At 46.0% G+C, this 21,683-nt stretch carries 18 protein-coding genes and 7 tRNA genes; 1 reads left to right on the forward strand and 24 read right to left on the reverse strand.

Annotated elements, in window-relative coordinates:
* Positions 1-313 precede the first annotated feature (313 nt).
* The 3 genes from IX95_RS24060 to IX95_RS24070 all read right to left on the reverse strand — a co-directional run bounded on the left by IX95_RS24060 (position 314) and on the right by IX95_RS24070 (position 2,440).
* Complete coding sequence (locus IX95_RS24060; RefSeq protein WP_029236357.1) at positions 314-1,570, reverse strand: HD-GYP domain-containing protein; 1,257 nt, start codon at positions 1,568-1,570, stop codon at positions 314-316.
* 118 nt (positions 1,571-1,688) lie between these two features.
* Positions 1,689-2,096: a VOC family protein gene (locus IX95_RS24065; protein WP_006957092.1), complete on the reverse strand. Its 408-nt coding sequence runs from the start codon at positions 2,094-2,096 to the stop codon at positions 1,689-1,691.
* Positions 2,097-2,355: 259 nt separating this feature from the next.
* A tRNA-Leu gene (locus IX95_RS24070) sits at positions 2,356-2,440 on the reverse strand.
* 192 nt (positions 2,441-2,632) lie between these two features.
* On the opposite strand from IX95_RS24070, the gene IX95_RS24075 reads away from it, so the two are divergent.
* Entirely contained in the window at positions 2,633-3,109 is a 477-nt protein-coding gene (locus tag IX95_RS24075; protein ID WP_038164643.1) for an RDD family protein, read from the forward strand.
* Between the two features lie 45 nt (positions 3,110-3,154).
* Here the strand turns inward: IX95_RS24075 and luxS are convergent, their stop codons facing one another.
* The 21 genes from luxS to pncC all read right to left on the reverse strand — a co-directional run bounded on the left by luxS (position 3,155) and on the right by pncC (position 21,612).
* A complete protein-coding gene (gene luxS, locus IX95_RS24080) occupies positions 3,155-3,673 on the reverse strand; it encodes an S-ribosylhomocysteine lyase (protein ID WP_006957088.1) in 519 nt (172 codons plus the stop codon).
* Between the two features lie 24 nt (positions 3,674-3,697).
* Positions 3,698-4,294, reverse strand: coding sequence for a transglycosylase SLT domain-containing protein (locus IX95_RS24085; protein ID WP_038164645.1), 597 nt, complete (start codon positions 4,292-4,294; stop codon positions 3,698-3,700).
* Positions 4,295-4,303: 9 nt separating this feature from the next.
* Positions 4,304-5,872, reverse strand: coding sequence for a glutamate--cysteine ligase (gene gshA / locus IX95_RS24090; protein ID WP_038164702.1), 1,569 nt, complete (start codon positions 5,870-5,872; stop codon positions 4,304-4,306).
* Positions 5,873-5,979: 107 nt separating this feature from the next.
* Positions 5,980-8,838 (reverse strand): M16 family metallopeptidase, encoded by a 2,859-nt coding sequence (locus IX95_RS24095; RefSeq protein ID WP_038164647.1) that lies wholly within the window; start codon positions 8,836-8,838, stop codon positions 5,980-5,982.
* A gap of 8 nt (positions 8,839-8,846) precedes the next feature.
* Positions 8,847-9,308: a YqaA family protein gene (locus tag IX95_RS24100; RefSeq protein WP_038164649.1), complete on the reverse strand. Its 462-nt coding sequence runs from the start codon at positions 9,306-9,308 to the stop codon at positions 8,847-8,849.
* Positions 9,302-10,252, reverse strand: coding sequence for an NADP-dependent oxidoreductase (locus IX95_RS24105; RefSeq protein WP_021458468.1), 951 nt, complete (start codon positions 10,250-10,252; stop codon positions 9,302-9,304). Before IX95_RS24105 ends, IX95_RS24100 begins: the two co-directional genes overlap by 7 nt.
* Positions 10,253-10,364: 112 nt before the next feature.
* Positions 10,365-11,495, reverse strand: a complete 1,131-nt coding sequence (locus IX95_RS24110; RefSeq protein WP_006957074.1) for a sodium ion-translocating decarboxylase subunit beta — start codon at positions 11,493-11,495, stop codon at positions 10,365-10,367.
* A gap of 9 nt (positions 11,496-11,504) precedes the next feature.
* Complete coding sequence (gene oadA, locus IX95_RS24115; RefSeq protein WP_038164651.1) at positions 11,505-13,289, reverse strand: sodium-extruding oxaloacetate decarboxylase subunit alpha; 1,785 nt, start codon at positions 13,287-13,289, stop codon at positions 11,505-11,507.
* Positions 13,290-13,320: 31 nt separating this feature from the next.
* Positions 13,321-13,578 (reverse strand): oxaloacetate decarboxylase subunit gamma, encoded by a 258-nt coding sequence (locus IX95_RS24120; RefSeq protein ID WP_019278131.1) that lies wholly within the window; start codon positions 13,576-13,578, stop codon positions 13,321-13,323.
* A 443-nt stretch (positions 13,579-14,021) separates the two neighbouring features.
* A tRNA-Arg gene (locus IX95_RS24125) sits at positions 14,022-14,098 on the reverse strand.
* Positions 14,099-14,148: 50 nt separating this feature from the next.
* Positions 14,149-14,225: transfer RNA gene (locus tag IX95_RS24130), tRNA-Arg, on the reverse strand.
* A gap of 41 nt (positions 14,226-14,266) precedes the next feature.
* Positions 14,267-14,343 (reverse strand) — tRNA-Arg (locus IX95_RS24135).
* Between the two features lie 83 nt (positions 14,344-14,426).
* A tRNA-Ser gene (locus tag IX95_RS24140) sits at positions 14,427-14,519 on the reverse strand.
* Between the two features lie 24 nt (positions 14,520-14,543).
* A tRNA-Arg gene (locus IX95_RS24145) sits at positions 14,544-14,620 on the reverse strand.
* Between the two features lie 42 nt (positions 14,621-14,662).
* A tRNA-Ser gene (locus IX95_RS24150) sits at positions 14,663-14,755 on the reverse strand.
* A gap of 183 nt (positions 14,756-14,938) precedes the next feature.
* The gene (gene csrA / locus IX95_RS24155) at positions 14,939-15,136 is read right to left on the reverse strand and encodes a carbon storage regulator CsrA (protein ID WP_006963114.1); all 198 of its coding nucleotides are present in this window, start codon (positions 15,134-15,136) and stop codon (positions 14,939-14,941) included.
* A gap of 92 nt (positions 15,137-15,228) precedes the next feature.
* A complete protein-coding gene (locus tag IX95_RS24160) occupies positions 15,229-16,416 on the reverse strand; it encodes an aspartate kinase (RefSeq protein ID WP_038164652.1) in 1,188 nt (395 codons plus the stop codon).
* A 194-nt stretch (positions 16,417-16,610) separates the two neighbouring features.
* Positions 16,611-19,193 (reverse strand): alanine--tRNA ligase, encoded by a 2,583-nt coding sequence (alaS, locus tag IX95_RS24165; RefSeq protein ID WP_038164654.1) that lies wholly within the window; start codon positions 19,191-19,193, stop codon positions 16,611-16,613.
* Positions 19,194-19,334: 141 nt separating this feature from the next.
* The gene (gene recX, locus IX95_RS24170; protein WP_038164655.1) at positions 19,335-19,799 is read right to left on the reverse strand and encodes a recombination regulator RecX; all 465 of its coding nucleotides are present in this window, start codon (positions 19,797-19,799) and stop codon (positions 19,335-19,337) included.
* 82 nt (positions 19,800-19,881) lie between these two features.
* The gene (gene recA, locus IX95_RS24175) at positions 19,882-20,928 is read right to left on the reverse strand and encodes a recombinase RecA (RefSeq protein WP_031343405.1); all 1,047 of its coding nucleotides are present in this window, start codon (positions 20,926-20,928) and stop codon (positions 19,882-19,884) included.
* A 180-nt stretch (positions 20,929-21,108) separates the two neighbouring features.
* On the reverse strand, positions 21,109-21,612 hold the full coding sequence (pncC, locus tag IX95_RS24180; protein WP_038164657.1) for a nicotinamide-nucleotide amidase: 504 nt from the start codon (positions 21,610-21,612) through the stop codon (positions 21,109-21,111).
* Positions 21,613-21,683 lie beyond the last annotated feature (71 nt).

Genomic DNA, 21,683 nt, shown 5'->3' on the forward strand with positions numbered 1-21,683 from the left:
GTTAAAGAGCTGTGCTTTTCAAGAAACTTTCTCTCAAAGCGGAGGTGCATTCTAGCGAGATAATTTGAAGAGTCAAACACTTTTTCAAACTTATTTTCTCAGAAGTTTTTTCACCTCTCCAACACTGCTGAAGCCTTGTGGCGTCTGCCGTGTCAGTGGGTGCGCATTATAGATAGGCGAGGAAAGAAGGCAAGCACAAAAATCGTTTTTTAGATAAAAAAACGCTTGAATGCCTATTAATCATTCAAGCGCTTATTTAGTACCAATTTATCATCACCTTATTGGCAATATACCCACAGAAGGCTGTGGATAACTAGTCATCAGTATCGAAGAAATAAGAGATCCTTGAGCGAGGATTTAAATACTCACGAACTTTATCTGGCAGTTTATTTGGCAAAATAGCATTGACTATCTTTATCTCTTTCTCTGCCAAATCGATGATGGGGGCTTGCGTTCTCGGAACGGAAGGATCATAAATAAGGACGTTTGGGAAAAGAATGTTACGTGCATTCACCGATATCACTAACCCCACCATATCGTTGGACAGTTGCACCACCGTTCCCGGAGGGTAGATACCCATGAACTTAATTAGGATATTTAGGTTCTCGTTGTTGTATAGGTTCTTACAGTTCTTATATAAATGAGAAAGTGCCACATAGGGTATCTTTTGCTCTGAAGGAACGTTGCTGTGGCACAGATTATCGTAAGCATTAGCTACCGAGATAATTTGCGTCAGCTCATCGATTTGCTCCCCTTTCAAGCCTTCTGGATAACCCGAGCCATCATTCAATTCATGGTGCTGGGCGATGACCGTTCGCGCACTTTCAGGAAAACTCTCCATATTATTCGCGATATCCAAACCGTATTTAGTATGCAGTTTAAGATAGTTCTTTTCTGGTTCACTTAAAGGGGTCTGCTTACGTACAATTGCAGAAGGGACTTTGACTTTTCCCATATCGTGGAAAAGAGCAGCAAAAGCGACTTCTTTAATTTTCTGCGCTTCAAGCTTCTTAGCTTGGGCTATCATCATGGCGATGACAGAAACATTGAGGCAATGGAAATAAATATCTTCAAATTCACTTTTACCGTTCATCAAGTGTAAAGTGACATGATCATCACTAAGCAGCTTATCAACGATATCATCAACCAACTGCGCAGCTTCATCCACAGCCTGTTCTGGTCGGTTGCGAATTTTATTCATGACCGCCCGCATTCTCGATAGTGAGCGCTCAAACTCTTTTTCGCAATTGATCACTCTACGCCGATACGCACTGAGCTTTTCAATCCGATCTTGTTTCTCTTTCCATAATTTCTGCGCTTCAAGATCGATCTCCTCTGCAGAGGTATCATCCTTTTTCTCAGTCTCAGTCGAAGGGGGAAGAGGTTGAGTATCACTTTGATTCGGATTCATAAAGACATGCTTAATGCCTAAGTGACGAATCAGACGGATCTGTTCCTCGTCTTTAATCTTAAAGCTATTAAACAAAAACGGGTGCTCATTCCATTTGACCGGGAGTCGGATATGCAACCCTGGCTGAAGTCTGTCTACTGTAATTTTGATACTAGCCACGATCTATATACAACTTAATCTTTATTAACCAATTTATAATTTTAGATGATTCAAAACCTGAATTCATCACTCGTAAGCTTTAGTGAGGTACGCGTGTGATCCGCTTAAACTTTGCATGTCATTTAACCAGATCGCAATGCAGCATCCAACGAATACCAAACTGGTCTTCAACTTTGCCAAAGCGTCCTCCCCAAAAGGTGTCAGCAAGAGGCATCATGATATGACCACCGTGTGATAGCTTATCGAACACTCTGGCCTGTTCATCGAGGTCGTCCAATACCAAAGATAATGCCATATGATTCCCAGAGCGCTCTTTTGCCACTAAACCATCTGAAAGCATCAGCTTCATCCCAAACGCTTCACATTCTGCATGCATGATCCAATCAGGATCAGCGCCCTCTATTTGTTGCGGTGCGTCCTTAAAATACTGCTTGGTGACAACAACCCCGCCAAAAGCTTTGCAATAAAACTCCAGAGCTTCATCACAACGTCCGGCGAAAAATAAATAGGGGGTGAGTTGATACATTAGTTTGGGTCCTTTCAGATAGTATTCCTCTCTAAAAGATAGACAACAATTGCTTAACTAGCAGAAAAAATTAAAGATTTTTGATATTTATGGGTACAACTGAAAGCACTAACAAAATAAATGAGACGGTAAAAATGCACGAATACAAGAAGGAAACGCTATGAGACGACTGCCTCCTCCGCATTGTTACTGGAATAGAAATCATAAACACCAGAAACAACAAAGCCCCGACTTTCGTCGAGGCTTTGTTGTTTAAATATGGTACCGGTGGGCGGACTTGAACCGCCACGCCCGAAGGCAACGGATTTTGAATCCGTCGTGTATACCAATTTCACCACACCGGCATCTTTGGGCTCTTGCCCTTTGATGTCTGGCATTATACGTAAGCAAAGTATTCGTGCAAGTGCAAAAGACTGAATTGATTGCCGTTTGCTGATAAAATCGCCACAAATTATTAAGCTGTGCGCAAAGTCTCTTTTCAGACTCACAGTGAAGCTATATTCTGACGCCTTCTAAAATTTGGGTAAGTTATTACTATGTCGACAACAGATACCCTGCCACCAGCAGGATTGATGCGCCGCCTCGGTGCGTTATTTTATGATGCTCTGATCGTGATTGCGATTGAAATGATGGCTGCAGGCATCGTGATTGCAGTTTTGCATGCGCTGGTTGCCATGGGTGGATTTAATGCTGCTCCGTATGCAGATGTCAGCGACTTTCTCACCAATCACCCGATATGGGGACCAGTTTATACTTTGTATCTCGCCGCCGTTTGGATCTACTTCTTTGTATTCTTCTGGACTCGCGCAGGGCAAACGCTGGGCATGAGAGCATGGAAAATACAGGTTCGCAATGCTGATGGTAGCGCAATTTCTGTGACTCAGGCATTAATCCGCATCGCGACATCAGGCTTTGGGCTGGCCAACCTTACTGTCCCCATTGACCCGAAAAAACGTGGCTTCCATGATATTTGGGCCAAGACACAAGTTGTTGTCTTACCTAAAGCTCAATAAAGAAGAGGAAGGCATTGCCTTCCTCTTGTTCTATCTATATCTGATTTAATCGACTTTCAGCTCTTTAAGCATTGACTCAGGTAAAGCTAACTCGTCATTGAGGTTAACTTTGATGCCTGCGTCAATGATAGCTTGAGCAATCTGTTTAGCTTCTTCAAGAGAGTGCATCGCAGCAGTGCCACATTGATATTCGTTTAGTTCAGGGATCTTGTTTTGGCTTTCAACTTTTAGCACATCTTGCATCGATGACAACCAAGACTGAGCTACCTGCTCTTCTGTTGGTGTGCCAATCAGGCTCATGTAAAAGCCAGTACGGCAGCCCATTGGTGAAATATCGATAATTTCTACGCTATCACCGTTTAAGTGACTGCGCATGAAACCTGCGTATAAGTGTTCCAGTGTGTGAATGCCTTTCTCAGAAAGAATGTCTTTGTTTGGCGCAGTAAAACGCAGGTCAAACACAGTAATGGTATCACCTTTCGGCGTGGTCATTGTCTTAGCCACTCTCACCGCTGGCGCATTCATACGAGTGTGATCCACAGTAAAGCTATCTAATAATGGCATTGTCCTTTTCTCCTTCATTCCGGGCTAGAACAGCCAGCTCCGGTTGCTTTCCAGTTCTTGTTGGCACTGTTTGAGTTGCCAACCATAATCCTTTGCCTGCTGCTCAACTTTACGAGCAACTTTGATCAATGAAGGTTTGGATTGATAAGATTTACGCTTATAACCACCACGTCCTTCATGATAGGCCAAATATTGATTGTAAGGATCCCATTTGGAGATTCCTAATTGCTTCTGGGTTTCACTGGTGTACCAACCAATAAACATCAATGAATCATCAAAGTTGGTTCTCGAACCACCATGGCTTGTCGCTTTTTGAAAATCTTCCCATGCTGGGTCTTGCGCCTGAGCGTACCCGTAAGCGCTACTGACTCTCCCCCAAGGAATGATTCCCAACAAGTAATCTTTCGGCGGACGTGCGTCATGGCGAAAACTACTTTCTTGCTTTACAAACGCCATCGCAACCTGAATAGGCGTACCCCACTCTTCCTGCATATCTGCCGCATCATCATACCAATCTTGATGCTCACGAAAAATCTCACACAGATTGCTTTGATTCTTAGGTGGCGCCGTCGAACAACCACCTAAAACCATCATACTGATTAGCAGTAAAGTCCTTTTCACAGCTTTTTCCTATGACTTTAAATAAGCAAAATAGTCATCTAGGAATTCATCGAAACTGAGAATATCAGCTTGCTCTGTGTCTACTTGTGCAGCACGGGAACGTTCAACTTCTTGCTCCATCACATGCGCACTGTACACTTGGAACGCATGGTTCAAATGTTTTTCGCGGTACTGTAAGCCGAATTCACAGCCAACTTTGCCCAGACCACCCAAGCGCTTAGTATCTTCCAAAAGCTGGCCAGAAATTGTCAGCTCTGGGTTATTTATCCAAGTCATCAGCTTATAACAAACCGACTGATAGGCTTCACCGCCAACTGCGGCATCCATCTTCTCTGCAATCAGAGCAATCTCATCGAATACACGTTGTGCCCAATCTTGCAGAGACAAGATTTCGCCTTTACAACCAATCTGCAGCTCTAGCCCCGGCTTACGCCCCGACTCGATCACTTTATTCCAGTTTTCACGCCAACATGCTTGCTCACAGAAATCCATCGGCTCTGATTCAGTGATCGTCGCCCAAGTCAGGAATAGGTCTAAGAAGCGAATCTGGTCTTCGTCGATTCCAATTGGGCTATATGGGTTAACATCTAATGCTCGCACTTCGATGTACTCAACACCTCCTCGCGATAAAGCCTCCGATGGTTTCTCACCACCTTTCGCTACGCGTTTAGGGCGAATCGGTGCGTACAGCTCATTTTCAATCTGCAGTACATTACTGTTTAGCTGGCGATATTCACCGTCAACCTTAACCCCAATTTCAGCAAACTCAGCAGACGGCGTGCGAATCGCTGCGTTAAGGCCATCCAAGTACTCTTCCAAGCTGTTGAAGCCAATTTTCAACACACTCTGAGCACTATTGGTGTAGCCCAAGTCACTCATACGTAAAGAAGTCGCATGAGGAAGATACAAAGTTTCACCAATATTTTCGAAAGGCAGCTTAGTATCTCTTCCTTGGATAAAGGAAGAACACAGCGCTGGCGAAGCACCAAAGAAATAAGGGATCAGCCAACCAAAACGGTAGTAGTTACGGATAAGTCCAAAGTATGCTTCAGACTTAGTTGTCTGGCGCTCTTGTTCAGATTGCTGACCGTGCAGCGCATCCCAGAAAGACTCTGGAAAAGAGAAATTGAAGTGTACACCAGAGATGATTTGCATCAGGCTACCGTAACGGCGCTTCAAACCTTCTCGATAGAGGGTTTTCATTTTGCCTGAATTGGAGCTTCCGTATTGTGCAAGATTGATGTCATCTTCTTGGCCGACATAACATGGCATGGAAAGCGGCCACATTTTCTCTTCACCCAATTTAGTTTGAGTAAAGTGATGAATGTCCTCTAACTGCGCAGTGAGAGTTTTGATGTCATTGGATACAGGCGTGATGAACTCCAGCAGCGACTCCGAAAAGTCTGTCGTAATCCAGTCATTCGCGTAAGCAGAGCCTAGCTCTTGTGGGTGAGGAGTCGTAGCCAGCCTGCCATCCTTTTTATAGCGCAGAGTTTCTCGCTCCACACCACGACCAAAGGATTGAAATACGTCAGGGGTTTGTGCAACTCGCTCCAGTCGCGCAGCAAAATCAGTCAAAATGATGGTTCGCTTATAGTCCTGGCCCAACTACTTCTGGACCGTTTGAATTATCAGAGGGCAGGAACTTCCCCAAACCCTCTCTCATGCTCTAATTTATGTGTACTCTAGCGGACGATTTCAAGCTCTTCTACTGGGATTTGCAAACTTTCTAGCTGAGGCTTTAGCGATTTTGCATCCCCTACTACAATGATCTGATATGCATCAGGGCTAAACCATTTGGCTGCCATTTGATTCAAGGTATCTTTACTCACCGTATCGACAATTTCATTGCGCTGCTTGAGGTAGTCTTCGTCCAGACTGTAAGCCAGAATACTACTTAACAGCTGTGCTTTCTGTGAAGGCGTTTCATACTTCAGAGCATCTTGTTGACCGACTGCTAAGCGTAAAAATTTCATTTCCTCATCTGTCATGCCTTTTTCACTGTACTGACTCAACTCTTTTTCTATCTCTTTGATAGAAGCAATCGTTGAGTCGGCACGAACTTGAGCAGAGAAAACAATGGCGCCAACTTCTCGGTTCGCCGCGAAGTAGCCACTTGCACCGTAGGTATAGCCTTTATCTTCGCGCAGATTCTGATTTATTCGACTATTAAAGTTGCCAGCCAAATTAAAATTCGCCAATTGCGTTAAATACACTTCGCCCGTCGCATCAAAAGGCAAGCCCTGACGTACAAAACGAACAATGCTTTGTGGTGAGCTTGGCTTGTCAATCAAGTAAATTTTCTGCGGGCCCTTTTCATTCACGAGCTGAGGTCGTAGTAGAGGCGCCTCCTGCCCTTGCCAGTTTTCCAAAAAGGCCAATTCATTCTTCACTTGGCGTTTGGTTATATCGCCGACCACGACAATCTGAGCGCCATGGGGGGTGTAATGTTGACGATAAAATGCTTTAACGTCATCCAAAGTTAATGTTTCAACAGACTCTTTCGTTCCATCGCTAGGGCGTTGGTAGATAGAGCCAGAGAACAGTACTTGTCTAGTGGCTTGAGACGCTAACCAACTTGGTTTCTGATGCTGGTAAACAATACCTTCTAGCATCTGTTGCTTATTACGTTCAAAGTCTGATTCATTAAACGCAGGTTTAAACAACACCTCTTCAACAATAGCCAAGGTTTGAGGTAAGTTTTTCTCAAGACTAGAAACGGAAATGCTGGTCGTGTAGTTCGCGGCACTGATAGATACAGTACTACCCAGTTTATCGAGCCTAGCCTGCAGCTGTTCAACCGTTGAATCTAGCGTCCCTTCTTCCATCATCGCAGCCGTTAGGTTTGCTAACCCTTCTTTGCCTTGCTGAACATAACGCTCACCAGCTGGGAAGCGAATTTCCAGTTGAACTGTAGGCGTTTCGCTACTTTGGGTACCCAATAGCTCAGCGCCATTATCGAAGTATAGTTTGTACAACTTAGGCATTTGCGCCTTCACGGCTTCAGCCACTTCAGGCATCACTGAACGATCAAAGTTATCGACTGGACGACGATAAGCGAGATCTTGATCTTTGATCTTCTTATGCTCAGGTAGTGTTCTTTCTGGTGTGACGAAAGTCGCGGGTTTAACGACGTAATCGAGCTTACCTTTAGGTACCACACTCAACGTCACTTTGTGATGACCGTTAACGAAGTCTTCATAAGCTTTCATGACAGATTCTGGCGAAACCGCACGTATTTGTTCTAGCTGAGTTTGCAGTCGATCAGGCTGTCCAAAGAAAGTCTGATTAGCAGCGAGTTGAGACACTTTGCCTCTCACGCTTTGCAGCGCAAATACAGCACTCGCTTCCACCATGCCAGTGATTTGATCTAGGCGAGCCTGATCTACCCCTTGGTCTTCAAACTTCTGCAACGTCTGCATCAGCTCTTCATAAAGCGGTTTCAGTTTGCCTTTCTCTCCTGATGGAGCCATCGCATACACATAGAAGTTACATGACAACTCAGAACATTCCTGGAAAGCACCTGCATCGACGGCTTTTTGAGTTTTCACCAATTCTTGATAAAGCAGGCTATTGGCACCTTTTCCTAGCACGTTGGCTAATGCGTTCAGAGACGCTTCTGTCTTCTCACCGCGGTAAGTTGTTGGCCACCCCAGCAAAACCATAGGTTGCTGAATACGGTCTTCCAAGGTGATGTATTTATCTTCCTTCAGCACCGCTGGCTGTTTTGGTGCCTGCTTAACCTCTGGGCCTTTCGGAATGGAACCAAAGTATTTGTTCACCCACTGCAGCGTTTGTTCGACATCGATATCACCACCAATCGTCAGTACGGCATTGTTTGGCCCATACCAGCGTAAGAAGAACGCTTTGAGGTCGTTGACATCAACACGATCTAAATCTTCCACATAACCAATTGTCTGCCAAGAGTACGGGTGACCTTCTGGGTAGAGCGCTTCACCCATCCTTTCCCACATCAGGCCATATGGTCGGTTATCAAAGTTTTGTGCACGTTCGTTTTTCACCGTATCACGCTGGATCTCAAACTTACGTTGTGAAACGGCATCAAGCAGGAAGCCCATTCGATCCGACTCCAGCCACAGCATTTTTTCCAGCTGATTTGAAGGCACGGTTTCAAAATAGTTGGTTCTGTCGCGGTTCGTAGTCCCGTTAAGGGTTCCCCCAGCTTCAGTAATGATCTTGAAATGCTCCTGATCACCAACGTGTTCGCTGCCTTGGAACATCATATGCTCAAAGAAATGGGCAAAGCCTGATTTACCAATTTCTTCACGTGCTGAACCCACATGGTAGGTCACATCCACGTGAACCAAAGGATCAGAATCATCGGGAGAAAGAATAACCGTCAGGCCATTATCAAGCTGATACTTAGAGTAAGGGATCATCGCCTTACCCGGTTCTGCTTTTACTTCCTCAATCAAAGAGACACCTTGAGGAAGCGAAGATAAATGAGAATCAGAAGAGAGTGGATTGTTTGCACAACCATAAAGAGCAACGAGAGAAAATGCACCTAGCCAGATTTTTCTCATGACATCTCCTAGAAAAAACCATAATAAAGGGCTGCCAACAGGCTGTATCGCAATGCTTTACCAATCATGATAAGCCACAAACAGGGCCAGAAGCGCATGCGTAACCAACCCGCAGCCAAACAAAGCGGGTCACCAATTACGGGCAACCAACTAAATAAAAGGGACCAATAGCCGTATTTGCTCAACCACTGTAGTGCTTTATGACCATGCTTTTCATTTTGAGTTCGATTTGGCAGCCATAAACCCAGCCAATAGTTAGTTAAACCACCGAGAGTATTACCCGCAGTAGCCACAGCGATGGTAGAAAGGGTAGAAAATGGATTGAGGCTCAGAGTAGCGATCAGTCCAGCTTCTGAGCCTCCGGGTAGTAGCGTTGCACTCAGGAAACCAGAAAGAAATAAAACCCAGAGTGCAGAATCAGAAAACCACAGAGCGATACTTTCAAACGCGGCGTTAAACGCCTCTAGCATTGCATATCAAGCAAGATCTTGCCTCGCGTATGCCCTGTTTCAATCTGTTTATGCGCGTCCATCACTTGATCCATAGGGTAGATATGCTGGATCTCAGTTTTCAGCAGCCCAACGCTGACCATATAAATCAACGCATCTAACTGCTCAGGGTTCGGATCAACTAGCATGCCGGTCGCCTCAAAACCAAGCAATTTGGCTTTTTCACAGATCAGCTCTGCTGTAATAGTCGGCACAGTGACCACTTTAGCACCATCTTTCAGACACTTGAGCGCATCCAGTGCAGCATCCCCACCCACTAAATCAATCAGTACGTCTGCTTCCTCAACACGTTCTGAAACAGGAGAGAATTGATAGTTCACGGCGTGAGCACCTAACGTCGCCATGTAATCAAGGTTTGTTTCGCTACAAGTCGTGAACACTTCGGCTTTAGCTGCCACAGCAACCTGAATAGCAATATGACCAACGCCGCCAGCGCCGGCGAGAATCAGCACTCTTTGTCCTTCCTGAACACTGGCTTTATCCAAAGCCTGAACCGCAGTTTGCCCAGCCAAAGGTAGCACCGCCGCGGCTTCTAGAGTGATCGACTCAGGCACTAAGCTAAGTTCGGCCTCCGGTACACATACGTACTGACTGTAACCGCCACCTTGGAGTGGGAAGCCAATAAAGCCAGCCACTTTGTCACCCGCAACAAATCGCTTTGCTTGCTCTCCACATGTCACCACTTCACCAGAAATATCGTACCCCGGCACCCAAGGTAGATTATCTTTGTTCTGTGAAGCCGCCCAGCCGAGGCCCGCGCGCGTTTTAACATCGATAGGGTTAACGCCTGCAAAGGCCACTTTCACTAACACCTCACCTTGTTGAGGTTCTGGTACCGCATTAGTTTGAACGGCTAAAACGTCAGGATCACCAAATTGAGTTATCGCGATTTGTTTATTTTCCATTTCATCATTTCCCTATCGATACGAAAAAGGGATGCGAAAGCATCCCTTTGAATATATACCATTTATTGCCAGCAAGTTAACTGCCTATTCTCAAATTGACTAATAACTTACGTTAATTCACCAATGCTAAGAGAATACCCGCTGCGACGGCAGAGCCTAAAACGCCAGCAACGTTAGGCCCCATTGCATGCATTAAGAGGAAGTTTTGCGGATTCGCATCCAAGCCAACCTTGTTCACCACACGCGCCGCCATAGGTACCGCAGATACTCCAGCTGCACCGATCAGTGGGTTAATATCTTCTTTGGAGAACTTATTGAGCAGCTTAGCCATTAAGACACCGCCCGCAGTTCCAATACTGAAAGCAACGGCACCTAAGGCAAGAATGCCCAAGGTCTCAACATTGAGGAATTCTTCTGCCTGAAGCTTGGAGCCAACGCCTAAACCAAGGAAGATGGTGACAATATTGATTAACTCGTTCTGCGCTGTTTTCGATAACCTATCCACCACACCAGCTTCACGCATCAAGTTACCAAGACAGAACATACCAACCAGCGGGGTCGCGGAAGGTAGGAACAAGATCGTCATCAACAGTACAGCAAGTGGGAAGAGAATTTTTTCAGCTTTGCCGACATGGCGCAGCTGAGCCATCTTCACCTTACGTTCCTCAGGTGTTGTCAGCGCTTTCATGATTGGCGGCTGAATGATAGGCACCAGTGCCATATAGCTGTATGCTGCTACCGCAATCGCACCGAGAAGATCCGGTGACAACTTGCTTGCTAAGAAAATAGCGGTTGGGCCATCAGCACCACCAATGATGGCAATCGAAGCCGCATCAGGCATGCTGAATTCCATACCCGGCACGTAGTTGAGCAGAATCGCGCCAAACAACGTAGCAAAGATACCAAATTGTGCAGCGGCTCCTAGCCATAAGGTTTTCGGGTTAGCGATCAATGCGCCAAAGTCGGTCATCGCTCCTACGCCCATGAAAATCAGTAACGGGAAGATCCCCGATTCAATCCCCACATAGTAGACGTAGTAAAGCAAGCCACCTTCATCGGTAAAACCCGCATTAGGTATATTCGCCAAGATGGCACCAAAACCAATTGGCAATAAAAGTAAGGGCTCAAAGCCTTTACGAATGGCCAAAAACAACAGGATACAACCGACCAGAATCATACATATCTGGCCAAACTCGAAGTTAGCAATCCCTGTTTCTGACCATAAGGTCATTAATCCGTCCATGATACTCCCTTACGCCAGACTCAATAGCGGTGCGCCGACCGTCACTGAATCACCTTCCTTAACGTGAAGATCTTGAACGATACCGCCACGGGCTGCGCGAACTTCAGTTTCCATCTTCATCGCTTCGAGGATCAGAAGTACTTCACCTTCTTCCACTTGAGCTCCACTTTGAACATTCACTTTGAAAATGTTCCCTGCCAATGGCGCAGGTACCATCTCTGAATTACCTGACTGAGCAGCAGGAGCTGGCGAAGCCTGTTGAGGCGTTGAGTTAGCCGGAGCAACCGATGTCAATTGACCTTGTGGGCCCACTTCTACGTCGTAAACCTGCCCATCGACTTTCACACTGTAAGTCTCAATCCCACCCTGAGTAGCTTGAGGAGCAGGTGCCGCCACTGGCTCTTCTTTACATGGAGCAGGCTCGAAAGCATCAGGATTATGGCGATTCTTAAGGAACTTCAGACCAACCTGAGGGAATAGTGCGTAGGTTAAGACATCATCGACCGTATCTTCAGCCAATGAAATACCATCTTGTTTCGCTTTAGCGAGCAAATCTTCGGTGAGAGTATCCAATTCAGCTTCCAGCAGATCCGCAGGGCGACAAGTGATGGCTTCAGCACCATCCAGTACTTTTGCTTGTAGTTCCGCATTTACTTCTGCCGGAGCTGCACCGTACTCCCCTTTTAGGACACCCGCCGTCTCTTTGGTGATGCTCTTGTAACGCTCACCCGTTAGCACGTTAATCACAGCTTGCGTGCCAACAATCTGCGACGTTGGTGTCACGAGAGGAATGAAGCCCAAATCTTCACGCACGCGCGGGATTTCGTCCAATACTTCATCAATACGATCTGCCGCACCCTGTTCTTTAAGTTGGCTTTCCATATTAGTCAGCATGCCACCTGGCACCTGAGCGATAAGAATGCGCGAATCGACCCCTTTTAATTGACCTTCAAATTTCGCATATTTTTTACGAACTTCGCGGAAGTAAGCGGCTATTGGTTCAATCTGGTCCAACTTAAGGTTGGTGTCACGCTCTGTACCTTGGAGCATCGCAACCACAGTTTCCGTCGGAGTGTGACCGTATGTACAGCTCATTGAGGAGATCGCAGTATCAAGAATATCGACCCCCGCTTCGACCGCTTTGACTGCTGTCGCAGTAGATAAGCCAGTCGTTGCGTGACAGTGAAGTGCTAAAGGAATATCGGTCGATGATTTGATACGAGAGATCAGCTCTTCCGCTTCATATGGCTTAAGCAAACCTGACATATCTTTAATGCATAAAGAGTGGCAACCAAGATCTTCAAGGCGCTTCGCCAGATCAACCCAAGTCTCGGTATTGTGAACTGGGCTAGTAGTATAAGAAAGCGTACCTTGTGCGTGAGCGCCTACATCGACTGCTGCCTTGACCGCTTTCTGGAAATTGCGCACATCGTTCATTGCATCAAAGATGCGGAACACATCCATACCATTGGCGTGCGCACGTTCGACAAATTTTTCAACCACATCATCTGCGTAGTGGCGGTAACCTAGCAGGTTTTGGCCACGAAGTAGCATTTGCATGGGTGTATTGGGCATCGCTTTTTTAAGCGCGCGTAGACGTTCCCAAGGGTCTTCTCCTAGAAAACGGATACATGCATCAAAGGTGGCACCGCCCCAGGTTTCTAAAGACCAGTACCCCACTTTATCGAGCTCCGCTGCGATAGGTAACATATCTTCAAGACGCATACGAGTAGCAAACAGCGACTGATGGGCATCACGAAGCACCACGTCGGTTAAAGCTAGTGGTTTAGACATGCTCATTAACTCCTTTTAATCCATTTAAATGCTACTTAGCAGTAGAAGTGCGATGTTGATGCACCGCAGCAGAAATCGCTGCAACTACCTTGGGGCTAATAGCAGAAGAGGTTGGTTGAATTTTATTATTTTGTTTCGGTGTAGCGATCGGCTCTGGCACTTCTTCTGGCACCAGCTTAGACATTAGCCGAACGAGATAGACGAGAATAGTTAGGAATATAAATACTACGGCCATCCCTGTAAGCATCAGGGTTGCAGCATCTACTAGCAGGCTTCCAATATTTTCCATTTTAAGCATCCTTTCTTTGTCATCCTGACAAGATATTGGCCATTTAATAATTGGGACTTCGTGTCCTAAATGACCTTTTTGACGTCAGTTCTGTGCTGACGTTTTCTTTCAGGAAAAGTAGTCAAATATCCTGATAAGAGGTCTAGGATTATCTCGATTGGTTAAACTTTGTCAATTTTGTTTAAAGCAGTCTTGATGATATTGCACATTTCTAGGGATGATTGCGTCATACAAATCACATAAATCTGCAATATGAGACGATATAAGGATAAATAACTGCCGATTTTATGACGTTATTAGATAAATCGGATGATTACTGCGATAGGGATAATGTTTCCCAAAAAAGTTCTTAGAAAACATTAACTTGTAAAAATAAAGTTAATAGAATGATAATGAAATGTTAACAAAAAAGCCCTACTATTTCTAGCAGGGCTTCTATATGATGGCGCGCTCGGAAGGATTCGAACCTTCGACCGCCTGGTTCGTAGCCAGGTACTCTATCCAGCTGAGCTACGAGCGCGCAATGTTTGATATCAATATAATCAATATCAGGTCAGTGACCTTAATGAGTGGCGCGTCCTGGAGGATTCGAACCTCCGACCGCCTGGTTCGTAGCCAGGTACTCTATCCAGCTGAGCTAAGGACGCACGGGGTGTTCAACAAGTTTTAAACTTACTAAACGAAGTAGTGGCGCGCTCGGAAGGATTCGAACCTTCGACCGCCTGGTTCGTAGCCAGGTACTCTATCCAGCTGAGCTACGAGCGCGCAATGTTCTCTCAAAAGAGAGTTGTGAAGTATATCACACTAATTTTTCTTTAAAACAAAAAAATTGACCATAGGCCAATTAATGGCGGTGAGGGAGGGATTCGAACCCTCGATGCGGCTACAAACCGCATACTCCCTTAGCAGGGGAGCGCCTTCAGCCTCTCGGCCACCTCACCGTTTTATTCCCTGGTAAGGAAATATGGCGCGCTCGGAAGGATTCGAACCTTCGACCGCCTGGTTCGTAGCCAGGTACTCTATCCAGCTGAGCTACGAGCGCGCAATGCTTGTTTTAAAGCAGCTCCGAAGAGCAATGCAAGAATGGCGGTGAGGGAGGGATTCGAACCCTCGATGCGGCTACAAACCGCATACTCCCTTAGCAGGGGAGCGCCTTCAGCCTCTCGGCCACCTCACCGTCTTGCGGAGGCACATATTACGATTTACCGAAAATATGTCAAACATTTTCTTGGCAAAATCAGCAAAAAGTTGGCCAACCGTTGGCTATTTAATCAAAGCGATGCTAATTCGCTCTTTTTGCTATAAATATGCCTATCAACAATACAAAAAAGGCTGACATAATGTCAGCCTTCTCGTGTAATTAGTAGTTGCCTGATGCAGTGTTACCATTACCTTTTTCTGCCTGAATGCGCATGTAGATTTCTTCACGGTGAACAGACACTTCTTTCGGCGCATTAACACCGATACGTACTTGGTTACCTTTCACGCCCAGTACTGTGACTGTGACTTCATCACCGATCATTAGAGTTTCGCCAACGCGGCGAGTTAAAATTAGCATTCTGTGCTCCTTGAGTAATCTCTGATTTTTCTTGCTACGAGGCTATTATCCAACAAAATTTATATTTTCGTAAACTCTATTCTCGAGCCTAATTAACCTAAAAAGGCATGTTTTTGCTGGCAGTCGAGCGCCTCTGCAGAAGTAATGTAAGCATCATGCAGTATGTTTGCCGCTTTGTCGACGTATTCTGGTTGCAACACCAACATCAACGACTGTGAATTCACTGCATAATGCATCACATCTATCCCCTGTTCAGACAACAAGGCATAAGACTGTTCAACCAATCCTTCGACCTGAAGACCTACTGCTGTGAGCAGGCTAACCTCTTCACTATTACGGATTTTGTCACCGAACACCAGTTCCAGCTTGGCATAAGCATCGTGTTTTATCACCGCACCTACCCATTCTGCATGGTCGATCACATTCCAAATCGTGACACCCAGCATCTGACACTGTTTCTCTAAGCCGCAGAATGCATCACGGTCAACCTTCAGCATTGTCAGTTCACGCTGGATTGCGACCCCACAGATCGCCTTTTGGCATTCACTGCCCTTGACCAGACTGCCTGTATTGCTATCAAACGTGGAGAGAACACGCAGTGGCACATTATGTCGCCAAGCGTACTGAACCGAAGGAAGGTGGAGCACTTTCGCTCCTTTACGTGCCATTTCCTCCATGGAAGGAAAATCAATCACATCCAACTTCTTGGCACTAGGAACCGTGCGAGGATCGCAAGTATAGATACCGTCGACGTCAGTAAAAATTTGGCACTCTTCTGCTTGCAGAGAGCCCGCCAAAGTGACGGCACTGGTATCAGAGCCCCCTCGGCCTAACGTGGTGATATCCCCATTCTCATTCATACCCTGAAAACCCGCGACAATGACAATATTGTCTTGCGCCAGCCATGATTCAATTGTTGAGGTATCAATGTGTTTAATCGTCGCGTCATTGTGTTGATTGTCCGTCACAATGTTCGCTTGTGCTCCGGTAAGTGAGCGTGCGGCATAACCTAGTTTATTCAGAGTCATTGCCAGCAGTGCCATCGACACCTGCTCACCAGCAGAGAGCAAAACATCAAGTTCTCGGGCAGTTGGCACGCTGTCTACCTGCTTTGCCAAATCCAATAGTCGGTTTGTCTCTCCAGACATAGCAGACACAACGACTACAACTTGATTACCATCATTTTTCGCCTTAATGATGTGCTCAGCGACTTTGTGGATCCTTTCAATTGAACCCACAGAGGTTCCACCAAACTTTTGCACGATAAGGGGCTTTTTCACCAGTCTTCACCTTCCCAAGACCAAAGTCTCATTAGGCCACATTCAATCAATTGAATATTGTTTGCAGCATTAATAACAAAAACCAAGCTGCTTAATCAGCACAGAGTAACTGAGCTATTAAACCACTTGGTTAGTAGAAAAAAATTACGCCCAATCAAACAATTGATTGAGCGTATTTATATACAAATCAGATTTTACAGGCGCTCTTCAAGCCATGGCTGAACAGACTTAATTGCGTCAGGAAGCGCTTCAACGTCTGTGCCGCCAGCCTGAGCCATGTCAGGTCGACCGCCACCTTTACCGCCGACTTGCTCAGCAACCATTTTCACTAAGTCGCCCGCTTTAACTTTGCCGATAAGATCTTTTGTGACACCCGCAATCAAACCAATCTTCTCACCATTGATGTTCGCCAGCATGACTACACCACTGCCCAGTTGGTTCTTGATGTCATCAACCATAGTACGCAGGTTCTTAGGATCAGCATCTTGCATCGCAGCGATAAGGACTTTAACGCCGTTGATTTCCTGAGCTTTGCCCATGATGTTCGCACTTTCCGCAGCCGCCATCTTGTCTTTCAGCTTTTGGATCTCTTTCTCAAGAACTTTCGCTTTAGATGCAGACTCTGCAAGCTTCTCTTCGTACTTAGCTTGTTGCTGCTCGATTGCGTCTAGCGCAGCTTCTCCAGTGACGGCTTCAATACGACGAATACCTGCGGCAATACCACCTTCAGATGTGATCTTGAATAGACCGATGTCGCCGGTGTTCTCTGCATGGATGCCACCACAAAGCTCGGTTGAGAACTCACCCATAGACAGTACGCGAACTTCATCGTCGTACTTCTCACCGAACAGTGCCATTGCACCTTTCTGCTTGGCAGATTCGATGTCCATGATGTTGGTTTCGATGTTGTGGTTGCGACGCACTTGTGCGTTAACCAGACGCTCAACTTCTTTCAATTCAGCTGGTGTTACCGCTTCTAGATGAGAGAAGTCAAAACGTAAGTTTTCAGGCTTAACAAGCGAGCCTTTCTGCGTTACGTGCTCACCTAGCACCTTACGCAATGCAGCGTGCAATAGGTGCGTAGCAGAGTGGTTTAGTGAAATAGCCGCGCGACGCTCAGCATCCACGACAGCTTCTACATCATCACCTTTCGCTAAAACGCCTTCGGCAAGAACACCATGATGTGCGATGGCGTTACCAAGCTTCTGGGTATCTTGTACGTTGAACACTCCAGATTCAGTCTTCAGTACACCGGCATCCCCACATTGACCACCTGACTCGGCATAGAATGGCGTTTCACCTAGGATAAGAATGGCTTGATCGCCTGCTGATAAAGACTCCGCTGCTTCACCTTCAACGAAGATTTCTACAACTTTACTCTTACCTTCAGTAGCGGTGTAGCCACAGAACTCAGAATCTACATCAGACTTGATGGTCGCGTTGTAGTCAGTGCCGAACTGGCCTGCTTCACGAGCGCGTTGACGCTGCGCTTCCATCGCCTTCTCGAAACCCGCCTCATCGATAGTGAACTCACGCTCACGAGCCACATCGTTAGTAAGGTCTGCTGGGAAACCGTAAGTATCGTACAGCTTGAAGACGGTTTCGCCATCTAGCACTTTACCGTCTAGATTATCGAGAGCTTCAGACAGAATTGTCATACCACGTTCAAGCGTACGTCCGAAGTTCTCTTCTTCGATACGTAGTACTTTTTCAACAACCGCTTGTTGCTTTTTAAGCTCTTCGCCTGCAGTGCCCATCACTTCAGCAAGCACACCAACCAGTTTATGGAAGAATACGCCTTTCGCACCTAGTTTGTTACCGTGACGAACTGCACGACGAATAATACGACGTAGTACGTAGCCACGACCTTCGTTCGAAGGCATAACGCCGTCAACGATAAGGAATGAACAGGAACGGATGTGGTCAGCGATAACGCGTAGCGATTGATTTGATAGGTCTTCGTAACCGATGGTTTCTGCCGCAGCTTTGATTAGCTTTTGGAATACATCGATTTCGTAGTTTGAATGAACACCTTGCATGATTGCAGAGATGCGCTCAATACCCATACCTGTATCAACAGCAGGCTTAGGAAGCGGTTCCATTGTGCCGTCAGCATGGCGGTTGAACTGCATGAATACGTTGTTCCAGATCTCAATGAAGCGGTCACCGTCTTCTTCAGGTGTGCCCGGGCGGCCGCCCCAAATGTGTTCACCGTGATCATAGAAAATCTCAGTACATGGACCACAAGGACCTGTGTCACCCATTGTCCAGAAGTTGTCAGACTCGAACTTCTTGCCGCCTTCTTTATCACCGATGCGGACAATTTTGTCTGCTGGAATACCGACTTTTTTGTTCCAGATATCGAATGCTTCGTCATCAGTCTCGTAAACCGTGACCAGTAGGCGATCTTTTGGCAGCTGTAGTGTTTCTGTCAGGAATTCCCAAGCGAATGCGATTGCATCTTCTTTGAAATAGTCCCCAAAACTGAAGTTACCCAACATTTCGAAGAAAGTATGGTGACGAGCGGTAAAGCCAACATTTTCAAGGTCATTGTGTTTACCACCTGCACGTACACAACGCTGAGCCGTAGTTGCTCGCGTGTAGGCTCGCTTTTCGGCGCCTAAGAAGCAATCTTTGAATTGGTTCATACCTGCGTTAGTAAATAGCAGGGTTGGATCGTTATGTGGAACCAACGATGAACTGTCTACGATTTGGTGTCCTTTGCTTTCAAAGAACTTGAGGAACGAATTACGAACCTCATCAGTGCTCATGTACATGCAGCTCTTCCTGAAAATAGTCGAGTTAGAATTTTGCCGTATTGTAGATCAAGCAATCAGCCACGACTAGCTTTCTTGTAGAAAAGAGCCTTTTCAACGCGATTTTCGCAACAAATCAAAAAATGAGCGCATAAGCACTGTTTATGATCCGTCTTCATTACTCAGGGCATAGCTGATTTGTTCAAAGCTGTAGCCGCGATATTGAAGAAATCGCACCTGTTTTGCATACTCTTTCTGATCGTTCGCTTTGACGCCTTTGAACTTTTTTTTGGCAGCCTGTTTCGCCAACTCAAACCAGTCTTGAGGCTCCTCTTCAAATGCCTTTTCAATAACGGACTCACTGACACGTTTCTGATTAAGCTCCTGACGAATACGTCGTTCACCATGACCTTTGTATACATGCTGTCGGATCTGGCTTTTGGCGTAACGTAGGTCGTCTAAGTAATTGTGATCAAGACAGAAGTTAACCGCTTCTTGAATCGCCTCTTCTTCATAGCCTTTCATCGCAAGCTTCTGGTACAGCTCATACTCACCATGATCACGCCGACTAAGCAGTTGAATGGCAGCTTCTTTACTGGATAAAGTGGGAGGTTTGCGTTGAAACATAAGCACTCAAACATTATTCGGTTACGCTAAATACAACAAAGCCCCGCAATTGCAGGGCTTCAAAACTCTGAGCAATGAGTACTTACAACTCTTCTTGCTCTGGCATTTCACCTAGCTCAGCGTCGTCTGGCTGGATTTCTGCCGGTGTTAACAACAACTCACGCAGTTTCGTATCGATTTGCTGAGCCGCCGCTGGATTTTCACGCAGGTACTTACACGCATTTGCTTTACCCTGGCCAATCTTATCACCATTGTAGCTATACCAAGCACCCGCTTTTTCAACCAGCTTATTCTTCACGCCTAGGTCAATCAACTCACCTTCACGGTTAAAGCCTGCGCCGTACATGATTTGCGTTTCCGCTTGTTTGAACGGTGCCGCGATCTTGTTCTTAACCACTTTAATGCGAGTTTCGTTACCTACCACTTCGTCGCCTTCCTTGATAGAGCCTGTGCGGCGAATATCAAGACGAACAGAAGCGTAGAATTTTAGTGCATTACCACCTGTGGTCGTTTCAGGGTTACCAAACATCACACCGATCTTCATACGGATCTGGTTGATGAAGATACACATACAGTTTGACTGCTTCAGGTTACCCGTCAGCTTACGCATTGCTTGAGAAAGCATACGCGCCTGAAGCCCCATGTGGCTATCGCCCATTTCGCCTTCGATTTCCGCTTTCGGTGTCAATGCAGCCACAGAGTCGACAACCATAACGTCAATCGCACCTGAGCGCGCCAGAGCGTCACAAATTTCTAATGCTTGCTCACCCGTGTCCGGCTGAGAAACCAATAGTGCATCAATATCTACACCTAGCTTCTTAGCGTAGACAGGATCAAGAGCGTGTTCTGCATCAATAAAGGCACAAGTTTTACCTTCACGTTGTGCAGCAGCAATCAGCTCAAGAGTTAATGTCGTCTTACCTGATGACTCTGGGCCATAAACTTCAACGATACGACCCATTGGCAGACCACCAGCACCCAATGCGATATCAAGAGAAAGTGAGCCTGTAGAGATGGTTTCAACATCCATAGCGCGGTTATCACCAAGACGCATAATAGAGCCTTTACCGAATTGCTTTTCAATCTGACCGAGCGCAGCGGCGAGCGCTTTCTGTTTGTTATCGTCCATCACTTTCTCCGATTTGTTCATCAACGCATTGATGATCTTTGAATTCTTCTCTTCTTCCCCAGAATCCTCTGAGGCAATCAATGAAAATCATTATACTGTTGATTCATACAGTGTCTATAGCTGTGTGAATTTTTTTTAGATTTAGATCATATCTCTTTAATTTTATTAACTTTTAAATTATCAGCCAGAATATGTACTGCGTTGTTCCAACTCTTCGTACAGTACTTTCATCGCCACTTCAACGGCCTTCTGACGAACCTCAGCTCGATCACCATCAAAGTGATAAGTGGCGACTTTCAGCCAACTGTTTTCATCGGCCCAAGCAAAACAAACCGTTCCTACTGGCTTTTCAGCGCTACCACCTCCTGGCCCCGCAATACCACTGATTGAAACACCAATATTGGCACTGGAATGTTCAATCGCACCTCGCACCATTTCAATCACCGTCTCTTCGCTGACAGCGCCATGAGAAACAAGCGTCGATTCTGCTACGCCTAACATCTCCATTTTCGCTTCATTACTGTATGTAATAAAAGCACGGTCAAACCAGGCCGAACTGCCCGCAATATCGGTAATTGCGGCTGATACACCACCACCTGTGCAAGACTCTGCTGTGGTAAGGATTAAATTATGATGATTTAGGTGTTCACCTAGTTTTTGAGATAGTTTTTGCAATGCCTTCATATCTAAAACTCTCATTGTGACTTTTCGCCAATCAGTGATTCACGTATCCTAAGCCGCAATAGAAATAAACA

It is taken from the genome of Vibrio sp. B183 (genome assembly GCF_000740665.1).
Lineage (GTDB): Bacteria > Pseudomonadota > Gammaproteobacteria > Enterobacterales > Vibrionaceae > Vibrio > Vibrio coralliilyticus.

Bases quoted from the DNA above. Each gene is read 5' to 3' on its own strand.
- IX95_RS24065 (WP_006957092.1), bottom strand. From the start codon at position 2,096: ATGTATCAACTCACCCCCTATTTATTTTTCGCCGGACGTTGTGATGAA.
- IX95_RS24075 (WP_038164643.1), top strand. From the start codon at position 2,633: ATGTCGACAACAGATACCCTGCCACCAGCAGGATTGATGCGCCGCCTC.
- luxS (WP_006957088.1), bottom strand. From the start codon at position 3,673: ATGCCATTATTAGATAGCTTTACTGTGGATCACACTCGTATGAATGCG.
- IX95_RS24095 (WP_038164647.1), bottom strand. From the start codon at position 8,838: ATGAGAAAAATCTGGCTAGGTGCATTTTCTCTCGTTGCTCTTTATGGT.
- IX95_RS24100 (WP_038164649.1), bottom strand. From the start codon at position 9,308: ATGCTAGAGGCGTTTAACGCCGCGTTTGAAAGTATCGCTCTGTGGTTT.
- IX95_RS24105 (WP_021458468.1), bottom strand. From the start codon at position 10,252: ATGGAAAATAAACAAATCGCGATAACTCAATTTGGTGATCCTGACGTT.
- IX95_RS24110 (WP_006957074.1), bottom strand. From the start codon at position 11,495: ATGGACGGATTAATGACCTTATGGTCAGAAACAGGGATTGCTAACTTC.
- oadA (WP_038164651.1), bottom strand. From the start codon at position 13,289: ATGTCTAAACCACTAGCTTTAACCGACGTGGTGCTTCGTGATGCCCAT.
- IX95_RS24120 (WP_019278131.1), bottom strand. From the start codon at position 13,578: ATGGAAAATATTGGAAGCCTGCTAGTAGATGCTGCAACCCTGATGCTT.
- csrA (WP_006963114.1), bottom strand. From the start codon at position 15,136: ATGCTAATTTTAACTCGCCGCGTTGGCGAAACTCTAATGATCGGTGAT.
- alaS (WP_038164654.1), bottom strand. From the start codon at position 19,193: ATGTACATGAGCACTGATGAGGTTCGTAATTCGTTCCTCAAGTTCTTT.
- recX (WP_038164655.1), bottom strand. From the start codon at position 19,799: ATGTTTCAACGCAAACCTCCCACTTTATCCAGTAAAGAAGCTGCCATT.
- recA (WP_031343405.1), bottom strand. From the start codon at position 20,928: ATGGACGATAACAAACAGAAAGCGCTCGCCGCTGCGCTCGGTCAGATT.
- pncC (WP_038164657.1), bottom strand. From the start codon at position 21,612: ATGAAGGCATTGCAAAAACTATCTCAAAAACTAGGTGAACACCTAAAT.